This is a genomic window from Barnesiella sp., from assembly GCF_022723415.1.
Taxonomy (GTDB): Bacteria; Bacteroidota; Bacteroidia; order Bacteroidales; family Barnesiellaceae; genus Barnesiella; species Barnesiella intestinihominis.
This window is the reverse complement of sequence record NZ_JAIJHU010000044.1, coordinates 15,783-28,660: the sequence shown is the minus strand read 5'-3', so window position 1 is coordinate 28,660 and position 12,878 is coordinate 15,783. Positions and strand designations below refer to the sequence as shown.

Below are 12,878 nucleotides of genomic sequence, written 5' to 3'. Positions count from 1 at the left end.
TAAAAGTTCGAACTTTTAGGGTGAGTCATTTATTATAATAAAATTATTTCTTACCTAATATCCTCCGCCTAACGCATGATAAAGATTAATAACTCCCTGTATCTCTTCAAAACGATCGGATACGGCCGATAACTCGGCATCCAAAAGGGTCTGGCGTGCGGTAAGTACTTCTAAATAGTTCTGTGAACTATGACGCATCAGCAGCTCGGAACTCCTGACTGCCGATTGAAGCGAAATAATTTGCTGTCGATCCAAATCCAATCGTCGGCGTGCAACTTGCCATTGTAACAAAGCATCATTTACTTCTGTTCCAGCATTAAGGAGTGTCTGGCGGAAAGTGAGTAAAGCCTCCTCTTGTCGAGCTTTTGCAACTTTCAAATTAGCTATATTCTGTCCTCTGTTGAAAAGCGGTTGTACCAATGCCCCCACCGCAGAAAACAACCATTCCCCCGGATTAGAAATAATAGCTCCGGCTGCATTCGTCCACCCCGCCGAACCACTTAGCGTAATGGCAGGATAAAAAGCTGAATAAGCCCGATTTGTCGTATAAAAAGATTCGGCTAATGCAGCTTCACTTTGGCGTACGTCTGGACGCCTCTGCAACAACTGCAAAGGTACTCCTACCGATAAAGTATCGGGAAAGGACTGCATATCCAATGTCGAACGACCTATCCTCTGAGGAACTACTCCCAATAAAGACGATAAAGAATTTTCCACCTCGGTAATTTGCTGTTCTAATGACAATAAAGAAGCATCGACCGACAATTTACTCGCTTCGATTTGAGCAACAGCCATTTCAGTAGTTTGCCCCGCTTTCTTTAAAGCCTTCATAACGCGTAAATTCTCTGCCCATATCTCGGCCGTTCGTCTACTAATATCGAGTTGCTTATCCAACATCAACAGTGTATAATAACTATTTGCGATCGTAGCGATCAACTGAGTCTGGACGGCTTGCTTATATGCTTGACTTTGCTCTAACACAGCCTTTGCCTCTCGTTTGGCATTAGTGAGACGTCCGAATATATCTAATTCCCAATCGGCCGATGCAGCCAAATTATACGTCTTAGTCGGACTATTTCCTTCTATACTCTTAATTGTTCCCTGCGGAGTAAGAGAAACGGAAGGCAAATACGCCAACTTAGAAGAGGTCAACAAAGCTTCTGCTTCACGCACTTTCAATCGAGCTATATTCAAATCGGTATTATTTGCTATTCCTTTTTCGATAAGCTGCTGTAAAACCGTATCGGTAAAAAGTTCTTTCCACGAAAAATCAGCAAGCGACATCGTATCTTCTGTCATTGCCGGAACTCGATACAGACTATCGACTCCCGATAATTCAGGACGTTCATACGTCCTATATATGTGGCAACCGCTCAATCCGGCCGATAATAACAAACCTATAATTATCCTTTTCATATCAATGATTCACAAGTTTATTTATTTTCTTCAATTTTGGGTAACTTACGTTCCGGCATTAATCTTTCTTGTAAAGTTTGGAATACGATAAACAACACAGGAACAATAAACAATAAAGCTATCGTACCGATTAACATACCACCGACAGTTCCTACACCGATAGAAATATTCCCGTTAGCTCCTACACCCGACGAAAACATCATAGGTAACATACCGAATATCATGGTAAGCGAAGTCATAAGGATCGGACGTAACCGAACCTGAGCTGCCGAGATTGCCGCTTGGGTAATTGTCATACCATGCCGACGACGTTCCGAAGCATATTCTGTCAACAAAATCGCCGTTTTCGCCAACAATCCTATCAACATGATTAGTCCGGTTTGCAAGTAGATGTTATTTTCCAAGCCAAACATTTTAGCAAACAAGAAACTTCCGGCCAAACCAAAAGGAACGGAAAGAATTACCGCGATGGGAATGAAAAGACTCTCATATAAAGCACATAAAATCAAATAGATAAACACAACACATATCACAAATACCAACGTAGTGGTACTACCCGACGATGCCTCTTCCCTAGACATTCCTCCGAACTCGAATCCGTAGCCTTCGGGAAGTGTCTCTTCCGCGACCTCTCGAACTGCCTGAATAGCTTGTCCCGAGCTGTACCCTGCCGCAGGTGTGCCGTTAACACTAATAGCCGAAAAAAGATTAAAACGAGACAGCGTTTCAGCCCCATACACACGAGTCAGTGTCAAATATTGACTAACCGGGGACATTTCACCATCTGAATTACGGACAAACATATTATTTAATGCTTCCGTATCTAACCGAAATTCCGGTGAAGCCTGCACCATCACTCGATATAATTTCGAGAAACGGTTCATATTCGATGCATAGTTTCCTCCTATATATCCCGACAATACATTCAGCACTTCCGACGGCGATACTCCGTTACGTTTACAGCGGGCAGCATCTACCTCGACCAAATATTGAGGGAACTTAGTATCGAACGAAGTCGTGGCACGTGCGATTTCGGGTCTAGCATTCAAAGCGTCGATCATCTGACGCGTATATTTCAACAAATCCTCAATCGTACCCCCCTTTTGATCCTGCACATAAATTTCAAATCCACTGCTCACGCCATAGCCAGGAATCATCGGTTGTGCAAAAGCCATAATCTGTGCCGAAGATATATCGTCTGTACGTTTATATATTTCATTGATAACAGCATTTATTTCATCTTCATCGTCCGTCCGTTCGTCCCAGGGTTTCAAACGAATGATAAACATGCCGTTCGATGCCCCTTGACCGCTAATCATACCATTACCTGTCACCTTAGAGAATATACGAACCTGAGGAATACCCTTGATACGCCTGTCGATTTCGTCCATTACAACCTTAGTTTGCTCCAAATTCGTTCCGGGAGAAGTACGTACATCTACAAAAATAGTTCCCATATCCTCCTGCGGCACAAGTCCGGTTTTCGTCGTTTTCATCAAAATAAACAATCCGGCGCCAGCAATTACCAACAATACACCAGCTAACCATTTATGTTTAAACATAAAAAACACTCCTGTTTTATATTTCATCACGATACGATGAAATGCCGTATCAAATGCCATATGGAAACGAGAAGAAAAACTCATTTTGCCTCCTTTTCCAATCACGTGAGGGGTCATAATCAAAGCGCACAATGCCGGACTTAAAGTCAACGCATTGACCATTGAGATCGCTACCGCTACTGCCATAGTGAGACCGAACTGCGTATAAAACGTTCCGGTCGTACCGCCAATGAAACAAACAGGTATAAACACTGCCATGAAAACAAAAGTGGTCGTAATCAATGCAGACGTTATACCTCCCATTGCATCGACGGTTGCCAAATAGGAAGATTTATATCCCTCATCGAATTTAGCCTGTACAGCCTCGACCACAACTATCGCATCGTCGACTACCGTCCCGATTACCAACACCAGTGCGAACAGAGTCAACATGTTCAGACTAAAACCGGCCGCATAAAGGAAAGCAAACGTACCTATCAGAGAGACAATGATAGAAATAGAAGGTATGAGCGTCGAACGCATACTTTGCAAAAATACATACACAACAAATATCACCAAAAGGATAGCTTCGACCAATGTTTTTATCACGTTCTTAATAGAAGCATCGAGAAAGTCTTTGGAACTCATCAAATCTACCAACTCCATACCCTTAGGCAAAGATTTTGAAATTTCGGCTACGACTTTGTCTACCTCCTCAATAATCTCATTCGCATTCGAACCGGAAGTTTGCGCGATCATGCAGTTAGAGCCAGGATGTCCATTCACCTCTCCAATATAAGTGTAAGTACGGGAACCCAGCTCTATCCGAGCAACATCTTTCAATCTTAACACTTCTCCACTGGCAAGAGACTTGATTACCAAATTTTCATAATCTTTCTCGTCTTCATAACGCCCCCGGTATTTCAATACATATTGAAACGTATTTTCCGACTCCGCACCCAAAGTCCCGGTAGGAGCCTCCAAATTTTGTTCATCGAGAACCGTCGTTATATCTGTCGGGACCAACCCGTATTTTGCCATCTTACCCGGATCGAGCCAAATACGCAACGAATAATCGGCTCCCATCACATTCACCTCGCCGACGCCAGCTATACGAGAAAGACGGGGTTCAATATTTATTTTCAAATAGTTGTTCAAGAAACTTTCATCGAATGAATTATCTGGACTATAAAGAGCCAATGCTTTAATATTGCTCGTCTGTCGTTTACGAACCGTAATTCCACTCCGCGTAACCTCGGCTGGCAAAAGCCCCTGAGCACTAGCTATACGATTTTGTACATTGACCATCGCCATATCGGGATCTGTACCCTGACGAAAATAGATTGTAATTCTCGCAGAGCCAGTATTCGTAGATGATGAAACCATGTACATCATATTCTCCACTCCATTGAGAGCTTCTTCCAAAGGTACGACCACACTCTTTTGCACAGTTTCGGCATTAGCCCCTGTGTAACTGGCCGAAACACTAACCGTAGGAGGAGCTATCTCCGGGAATTGTTCTATGGGCAACTGGGAAAGACCTATCAATCCAATAATGAGTATCACGACGGATATAACGCCCGCCAATATGGGGCGATCTATAAATACTTTTATTTTCATGGCAACACGTTATTCTTGGGTCGTCTGACTTTCTATTATCGTTCCCTCTCGTACTAATCCGGCTCCTTCGGCAATAACGACATCTCCCGAATTAAGACCCGATTCTACGATATACTCTGTACCGTTATTCAATTTAAATACCTCGACCGGAGCAGATTTCGCCTTTCCTTCAACAACTTTGTAAACGAATACCCGATTTTGTAACTCATAAGTGGCCGTCTGAGGAATAACGATACAATTTTTTCTTACCGTAGGAATAAGAACCGTCCCGCTTCCACCGTTACGTAACAGTCCGTCGGGATTAGAAAAAGAGGCTCGCAAACTGATTGCTCCGGTACTTTCATCGACGGTTCCACTAATGGCATCAATCTTACCCTGTTGTACATAAGCCTTACCATTGCTCAATGTAAGTTCTACGTCAGGCATTTGCGACATCGCCTTTTGCAGAGAACCATATTGTTGAAGCAAGTCGAGAATTTGATTCTCCGACATGGAAAAATAGGCATACACTTCTTGATCGTCAGACACCGATACCAAAGGTTCGGAAATAGTACTACTCACCAAAGCCCCCACCCGATAAGGAATCATACTAGCGACACCGTCTACCGGACTTTTAACCTCTGTATATGAAAGATCGTTACGAGCATTTGTTTCTTGTGCTTTCGCTTGGGCCAAAGCAGCTTCTGCTTCGGCTAATTCATTTTTTGCCGTTTGAAGATCAAATTCAGAAACGACCTGTTCTTTAAAAAGTTCGGCCTTGCTTTCAGCAGAAAGTCGAGCCGTAGCCAACTTGGCTTCGGCACTTTTCACATTAGCCACAGCAGTTTCAAGAGCTGCTTTATAAGGCACTTGATCTATGATAAAAAGTGTTTGTCCCTTATGAACGGCATCACCTTCGTTTATCTTTATTTCGGTAATAATTCCGCTTACTTGCGGACGTACTTCTACAAATTGGCGTCCACGCAGTGTCGCCGTATATCCCGACTTTAAAGTCCTATTTGTCGGTTCTACGGTAATTGTTTTGTACATTGCTGTGCCTTCTCTTCGTTGGGATTCTTTACATGCCGAGAGCATAGACAATACAGCCATAGCAATAATAAATTGTTTCATTTTTACTGTTTTATGTGATGATTATTTAATTTGCGATTAATCTTCGTTACCCCGAAAAGTAATTCTCAAATTTATAAATTATATTGCTACCAGATAAACATGTATTGATAAACGACTAAAAAGTGATGCCGAACAGCAAATGATGACAATTGACAAATTCACAAGAAAGCTCTACCTTTGTCATAAAAGAAATTTTTCAACGACTACTCTCCCTTCAATATAAACCGACACACAAATGAAAATATGAGGCAGACTCGTATCAGTACATACATAGACTTACTTTTTTGTTTGGTTATACTACCAGTGATCATCATGTTAGCTCCTGTGGAAAAATGGATCATACACCACACCTATTTCATGTTAACATTGATCGTTTACTTATATGCCCTTTATTTTACTTACCGCAAAGCCAACATACCCTCACTTTTTTTAAGACATAAATTCGGACAAGTTTTTTTTCTTATAGCGGCTCTATTGATAATCACATGGGGACTCAGCCAGATACCTATTCCAAAAGACAAGTTTTCCACTTCTTCTCTGGACTTGGGTATACGACAGCACATGCGAACACAAACCGTATGGTTTTTCTTTCTCATCGTCACCGGATTCAGTCTCGCCATAGAACTGACATTCGAACTATTTCGCCAAATTCTGTCCAAACAAGAAATCGAAGCAGAAAAGAATAAAGCGGAATTGGCTCTTTACAAGGCACAAATCAATCCTCATTTTCTATTCAATACACTCAATGCATTATATGGTTTGGTTTTGACCAAATCCGATAAAACAGAATCGGCATTCATTCAATTCTCCAACATTCTCAAATATATGTATGCACAAACTACATCAGAAACCATTCCCGTTTGTAACGAGATAGATTATATTCGCCAATATGTCGATTTACAAGCTCTCAGACTAAATAAACATACCCACATTTCTTTCGAAACGCAAACCGACGATGACCAAGCTCCAATTCCTCCTATGATTCTTATTACATTCGTGGAAAACGCTTTTAAATACGGTACATCTTCCGATATAGATTGCACTGTACTCATCAGAATTATAGTGAAAAACGGACAACTCCTTTTCGAAACAGAAAATACGGTCATGAAAGAAAAAAAGGAAAAGACCCCTGCTATCGGCATCGAAAATTGCCGCAAGCGATTAGAATTGCTCTATCCGGGTCGTTTTAATTTAACGACTGTCCAAGAAAACCGACAATATAAAATCAGACTAACTATTCGACTACAATGAAAAAATTTTCTTGTATAGCCATTGACGACGAACCTCTAGCTTTACTTGTCATCACTCAATTTTGTGAACGGTTTGGAAATTTGGATCTTTCGACATTCAGCGAACCTCGTATTGGGTTGGAAGAGATCAAACGACACAAACCCGATTTGGTTTTCCTCGATATAGAAATGAATAGTATCAACGGACTGGATATCGCTCACGCTCTACCCAGAGAGTGTTGCTTTATATTCACCACTGCACACGCTCAATACGCTCTCAACGGATTCGACCTCGATGCCGTAGATTTCCTACACAAACCGTTTGCTTACGAAAGATTTAAAAAAGCTGTCGAGAAAGCCATTCGCAGAATAGAAACAGAAAAAGTCCCCGAGAATATCGTTATCAAACAAGAATACGCCAACGTAACAATTCCCATTAATGACATTCTATATATCGAAGCGATGGAAAACTATACTAAAATTTTTCGGGAAAACGGGGGATACATACTGTCCCGAACGAACATGAAAACGATTCAAGAAATTTTGCCCGAAGAAAATTTTCTCCGCATTCACCGTTCATATATCGTACCTATCGAAAAAATCGAAATGTTTTCCAAGAAAAAAATAAAACTTATCGGGAAAGAAATATTTCTCCCCATAGGAAGACTTTACGCTAATCACATATATGACACACTTATCTCCCGAAATTCCGGGCATATTTTTCCAAACCCATAAGAATACAAGGTAAAATACGAAACGAGGAAACGGAAACTACTATGGAATAAGCGAATAAAATCTGATATGCACCTATTAAACGCTCATTATCTTTTTTATAACAAAAGCATACATTTTACAGGTATTTTATTTTTTGTATAGAATCATTATCTTTGTACGGAAACTAATTATTTATACCCAATGAAAAATACATGTGTTTTTCTCACTATTTGTGCTCTATTCGCAGGTTGTCAGTCGAACAAAAAACAATATTACGAAAAACATCTCGTTTTTCCCGAAGGCTCGACAATCGAACAAAAAGTCGAAATGGCAGCACACCTGACACCTACACCTCAACAACTAGCATGGCAGCAATTGGAACTGACCGCATTTCTACACTTCGGTATAAACACCTTTACCAATCGGGAATGGGGAGACGGGAAGGAAGATCCCAAACTTTTTAACCCCACTCAGTTAGATGCCGAACAATGGGTAAAAACGCTGAAAGATGCCGGATTTAAAATGGCGATTCTCACAGCCAAACATCACGACGGTTTTTGTTTATGGCCCACTGCTACAACCAGTCACTCGGTCGCTTCATCACCCTGGAAAGATGGAAAAGGCGATGTAGTCAAAGAGATGAAAGAGGCTTGCGACAAATATGGTCTCAAATTCGGTGTTTACCTATCTCCGTGGGACAGAAATGCATCTTGCTATGGAAACTCGCCCGAATACAATAAATTTTTCATCGAACAACTTACCGAGTTGCTCTCAAACTACGGAGAGATACACGAAGTTTGGTTCGACGGTGCTTGCGGTGAAGGTCCTAATGGTAAAAAACAAGAATATGACTGGGATCAGTTCTATAAAACCATACAAAAGTTACAACCCAACGCTGTCATGGCTATCATGGGAGACGACGTAAGATGGGTAGGAAACGAAAAAGGATATGGGCGGGAAACCGAATGGAGCGCAACGGCTCTTGTTCCCGGTATATATTCCCGTTCAGACAGTATTAACACCGTATTAGGTTTAAAAAACAAATCGGAAGACCTCGGCAGTCGAGCCCTTTTAGAACAAGCGACCGAATTATTTTGGTACCCGTCGGAAGTCGATGTATCGATTCGTCCGGGCTGGTTCTATCATCGGGAAGAAGACGATAAGGTAAAATCGCTTTCTACATTGGTGGACATCTATTTCAAATCGGTAGGATACAATTCTGTTTTACTGCTCAATATTCCTCCCGACACAAGGGGGTTGATTCATGAAAACGACGCCAAACGGCTGCAAGAACTGGCTCAATATATAAGCCATACATTTGCAACCGATTATGGAAAAACTTCTCACGAAAAAATTACCGGGAAAGAGGGCGATTCCTTCGAGATAAATATAACGGCTACGACTCCCGTGAATACACTCTTACTGCAAGAGGATATACAGAACGGACAACGAATTGAAGCATTTACCGTAGAGGCTTCGATAAACGGAGTATGGAAAAAAATCTCCGAAGGCACAACAATAGGATATAAACGACTGGTGAGATTCGACGATGTTATCGCCGACAAATTAAGAGTGACTATTAATCGGACAAGAGCCGATTTCTCCATATTACGAACCGGAATATTCTATGCAAACCCTATTATAGAAAAATCAGAAGAAGCACAAAATTCGGTTTTCACTCCCCAAGAGTGTCTTATCGGAGATAAAGAAGCAGTAGAAGCTATTGACAAAAAAATCGAGACTGCTATTTACAGCGACGGTCTTTCTCCTATCCTCATCGATCTCGGAAAAATACGAAGCATAAAAGGGTTCTGTTACACACCGGTACAAGAAGGGAATACCGATGGGACTATTTTCCACTATAATTTGTATCAAAGTAACGACGGAAAAGAATGGAAAGGCATTATACTTAACGGTGAATTCAGCAACATAAAGAACAATCCTATTCCTCAATTCGTCACATTCGGGAAAGTCTTGGAAACAAGATACTTGAAATTAGAACCCATCGAAGAGATAAACGGAAACCAAAAGACCTCTATCGCTGAGTTTAGTGTGGTAATACCGTAAAAACAACCGATCATATATAGAAAACCGCCCGATAATATAAAATCGGGCGGTTTTTATATTACATGAAAATACTCCAAAGCTCGTTTTATACCATCGTCGTCGACAGAAGTTGTCACATAATCGGCTACCTTTTTTAGCGAATTTCCGGCATTACCCATAGCGACACCAATACCCGCGACTTTCAACATATTGGTATCGTTTCCTCCATCGCCAAATGCCATTACTTCACTTATGGAAAAACCACAATATTTCGCAACCGATTTCACCCCCTTTCCTTTATCTACTCCCTTAGCGGTTACATCGGCAAAAGCAGGATACCACCGACTGGACTCACAAGAAGGTAAACAAGGCATAATCTCTGCCTCTTCCTCGGCTGTAATAATCGGTGTCATCTGTATAATGCGTTGTTGCAAAAGAGCACTCAAAGAGATATTACCGGAGATATTGTTCAAATCGAGCAACCGATGGAAAAATTCTTCGATTTCTCGAGTCGTGTTATAGACCAGAGCTGCCGATTCTCCCACCAATATACACGGGAATTTCCGCTCATCGGAAAATTTCATCATTGCACAAACATCTTCTTTGGGAATTGTATGGCAAGCGATTACCTTATCTCCGACCAATATATAAGCACCATTCGTAGTAATATATCCATCAATAAGGCTTTTGATATCATCGAGATTATTGATATAAGTCAAAGGTCGTCCCGTAGAGATAAAGATTTTCAATCCTTTCTTTTTAGCTTTCTCCAACGATTCTACCGTAGAACGAGGAATACGATGAGTATGAAAACTCACAAGCGTACCGTCAATATCGAAAAACAGGGCTTTAATCATTCTTTCTTTTTTATAATGCAAAGATAGTCGAAACAAATTTACATCATACCAACTTCCTACCATTTATCACCATGAAAAAATCCGCCTAACCAATAGGCGGATTTTCCCAAAAACAACATCAAATAACTTATATAACGAAGTAATCACTCCTCACGGCTATAAATAGAATCTTTTATATCATTGATATCCACAAATTTATTCACTATGGCATAGATCGTCAATCCAGCCGGACTATGTATTTGCAATTTCCCTGCGATGTTTCTCCTATGGGTTATGACTGTATGGGCAGACAAACACAATTTTTCAGCGATCTGCTTATTGGTCATTCCTTTCACAACGCCTATAATAATCTCTTTTTCTCTCTCGGTGAGCGGTTCTTGTCGTTCTTCTTTTTCAGAAGAAGTCTGCACCATCGATTCAAACGTTTCCTTAATCTGCTCTGCCGAATCGTACACCGAGATGACTCCATCATACATTTTTAAAACCGAAGCATCTGCCAAAGAATGCTGTAAAGCAATGCATTTCAATGAGAGACCTTCAAGGCTCTTCTTAAATTGTATAATAGACGATATACCTGCCAATCCCGGATCTATAATCAATATATCTGGCCTACGCCACGACAATAATGCTGGGAGCTGCTGCATATCGGCAACTTCGGCCGCTTCGATATTGAGAGTCGACAGTTTTTTCAACACAGTCAATAATCCCTTACGGATAATCAATGAAGGTTCTGCTATGACGACTTTTAATACAGGCTTCATTTTTTTCTTTCTATATTATATTCCAGCGTTTGAATGACCGGAATAAAAAGATAATCCTCTATATAATTATGCGAAGCTAAATCTTGTTCGCATGTAAATATATCGAACAACACGCTATTCAGCTCATTACTACTCGATGCCGGATAATATTTTATCAATATATTTTTCAATTCGGTCAATTTCGCTTCAACCTGATCGTGTCGTTTTCGAAATATCGCAATACTGTACATATCGGGCTTTACACCTGCCAATAAAGAGTTTACATAAGGAAAAACAGTACTCTCTTCATACCGCATGTGTTTCTGAACCTCGGCTACATACTCATCGAAAAACCGGAGAATTGCAATAGAAATATCTTTCTCTCCTCCATCTATCGCATTCAATAGATTACAACGAATAGCCGGTAATCTGAAATTCAGAAAATAGTCGTGAGAATTATGTAAATACTCCAATAAAGCCCCGGTAGATATAACATTTTTATAGTCATCGACATCACCCTCGTCTAACAATAAATTAACTACGGCCAAAAATGTTTCGGTATGTACGCCATTTTCCCGACAAACCTCCCCGATACTTTTATCGCCGAAACCCAACGCGATGCCGAAACGGCTCATGACTAACAACACAGGGTAATTGTCACAAACCAAATCGCTCATTCGGTTATTCTGATTATATGCTCCGAGTTTATACATCTTTTTTTCTTTTACTTTTTTGTATCATTGAAATACAAATATAACCAAAGGTGAGCGCAAAGGCAAACGGAAACCTCATTTCCGATTTGACTCTGCCGAACCGCATCCTATATTCTACAAATATAGCGAAATATCATTGTTTCGACATGACAAAGGAACAGCATTCCCAAGAGTTATACAATCCCCTTTTTAGGTGAAATAAGGGCTTTGCCATACCTAATTGTTGTTACTGTATATCATTATGCCATAAATATAAACATTTAGCCCCCTAAATTTGTCCACCCAAATAAAATCGAACTATGGTAAAAATTCTTTTAGACAACGGGCACGGATACGACACACCAGGAAAGAGGTCTCCTATATGGCCCGACGGTAGTCAACTATTCGAATGGGAGTTTAACCGCGACATCGTATCCCGAATAGAAATTCTATTGAAAAAGGCCGGTATCTCTTGTGTCCGACTAGTACCCGAAAAAGAAGATATTTCTTTATCGGAACGCAGCAAACGGGCCAATACGATCGCCAAACAAAGTGATTGTTTACTTATCTCTATCCATGCGAATGCCGGTGGAGGAAGCGGTGGAGAAGTGTTTACCTATTCAGGTAGTCACAAAAGCAAATCATACGCCGAAATATTTCGAGACCTCTGGAAAAATCATTTTCCCGAACTTCGTTTTCGAGGTTGTAAAGAAGAGAATTTCTGTATATTAAGAGAATCTGTTTGCCCCGCGCTCCTCACCGAAAACCTTTTTATGGATAACTACGCAGATTGCAAAATACTTCTATCGAAATGCGGACGAGAAAAAATAGCCCGTTGGCACGCAGAATCTATTCAAACAATTTTGAAGCGATTTTATCAACTCGGGTAAACTTTTTATTGCTTCGACATGTT

General features: G+C 40.7%; 10 protein-coding genes. 4 read left to right on the top strand and 6 right to left on the bottom strand.

What is annotated here, in order from left to right:
- Nucleotides 1-54: 54 nt before the first annotated feature.
- Genes QVD32_RS09700 through QVD32_RS09690 form a run of 3 tightly spaced genes read right to left on the bottom strand, consistent with a single transcriptional unit; the run spans nucleotide 55 to nucleotide 5,687 of the window.
- Nucleotides 55-1,416 (bottom strand): TolC family protein, encoded by a 1,362-nt coding sequence (locus QVD32_RS09700; protein ID WP_021892236.1) that lies wholly within the window; start codon nucleotides 1,414-1,416, stop codon nucleotides 55-57.
- A 17-nt stretch (nucleotides 1,417-1,433) separates the two neighbouring features.
- The gene (locus QVD32_RS09695; protein ID WP_021892235.1) at nucleotides 1,434-4,577 is read right to left on the bottom strand and encodes an efflux RND transporter permease subunit; all 3,144 of its coding nucleotides are present in this window, start codon (nucleotides 4,575-4,577) and stop codon (nucleotides 1,434-1,436) included.
- 9 nt (nucleotides 4,578-4,586) lie between these two features.
- Nucleotides 4,587-5,687, bottom strand: a complete 1,101-nt coding sequence (locus tag QVD32_RS09690) for an efflux RND transporter periplasmic adaptor subunit (protein ID WP_021892234.1) — start codon at nucleotides 5,685-5,687, stop codon at nucleotides 4,587-4,589.
- Nucleotides 5,688-5,930: 243 nt separating this feature from the next.
- Between QVD32_RS09690 and QVD32_RS09685 the strand changes: the two genes are divergently transcribed.
- From QVD32_RS09685 to QVD32_RS09675, 3 genes are all read left to right on the top strand, one after another.
- The gene (locus QVD32_RS09685) at nucleotides 5,931-6,938 is read left to right on the top strand and encodes a sensor histidine kinase (RefSeq protein ID WP_021892233.1); all 1,008 of its coding nucleotides are present in this window, start codon (nucleotides 5,931-5,933) and stop codon (nucleotides 6,936-6,938) included.
- Nucleotides 6,935-7,651: a LytR/AlgR family response regulator transcription factor gene (locus QVD32_RS09680; protein ID WP_021892232.1), complete on the top strand. Its 717-nt coding sequence runs from the start codon at nucleotides 6,935-6,937 to the stop codon at nucleotides 7,649-7,651. The genes QVD32_RS09685 and QVD32_RS09680 overlap by 4 nt, the downstream gene beginning before the upstream one ends.
- Before the next feature lie 180 nt (nucleotides 7,652-7,831).
- Nucleotides 7,832-9,697: an alpha-L-fucosidase gene (locus QVD32_RS09675; RefSeq protein ID WP_021892231.1), complete on the top strand. Its 1,866-nt coding sequence runs from the start codon at nucleotides 7,832-7,834 to the stop codon at nucleotides 9,695-9,697.
- A gap of 53 nt (nucleotides 9,698-9,750) precedes the next feature.
- On the opposite strand, the gene QVD32_RS09670 is transcribed toward QVD32_RS09675, so the two are convergent.
- The 3 genes from QVD32_RS09670 to QVD32_RS09660 all read right to left on the bottom strand — a co-directional run bounded on the left by QVD32_RS09670 (nucleotide 9,751) and on the right by QVD32_RS09660 (nucleotide 11,986).
- Nucleotides 9,751-10,533: a Cof-type HAD-IIB family hydrolase gene (locus QVD32_RS09670; RefSeq protein ID WP_008860692.1), complete on the bottom strand. Its 783-nt coding sequence runs from the start codon at nucleotides 10,531-10,533 to the stop codon at nucleotides 9,751-9,753.
- Nucleotides 10,534-10,676: 143 nt separating this feature from the next.
- Complete coding sequence (locus QVD32_RS09665) at nucleotides 10,677-11,294, bottom strand: response regulator transcription factor (RefSeq protein WP_008860693.1); 618 nt, start codon at nucleotides 11,292-11,294, stop codon at nucleotides 10,677-10,679.
- Nucleotides 11,291-11,986, bottom strand: coding sequence for a hemerythrin domain-containing protein (locus QVD32_RS09660; RefSeq protein ID WP_021892230.1), 696 nt, complete (start codon nucleotides 11,984-11,986; stop codon nucleotides 11,291-11,293). The genes QVD32_RS09665 and QVD32_RS09660 overlap by 4 nt, the downstream gene beginning before the upstream one ends.
- A 299-nt stretch (nucleotides 11,987-12,285) precedes the next feature.
- Between QVD32_RS09660 and QVD32_RS09655 the strand changes: the two genes are divergently transcribed.
- Nucleotides 12,286-12,855, top strand: a complete 570-nt coding sequence (locus tag QVD32_RS09655) for an N-acetylmuramoyl-L-alanine amidase (protein WP_021892229.1) — start codon at nucleotides 12,286-12,288, stop codon at nucleotides 12,853-12,855.
- The last annotated feature ends 23 nt before the right edge of the window (nucleotides 12,856-12,878 follow it).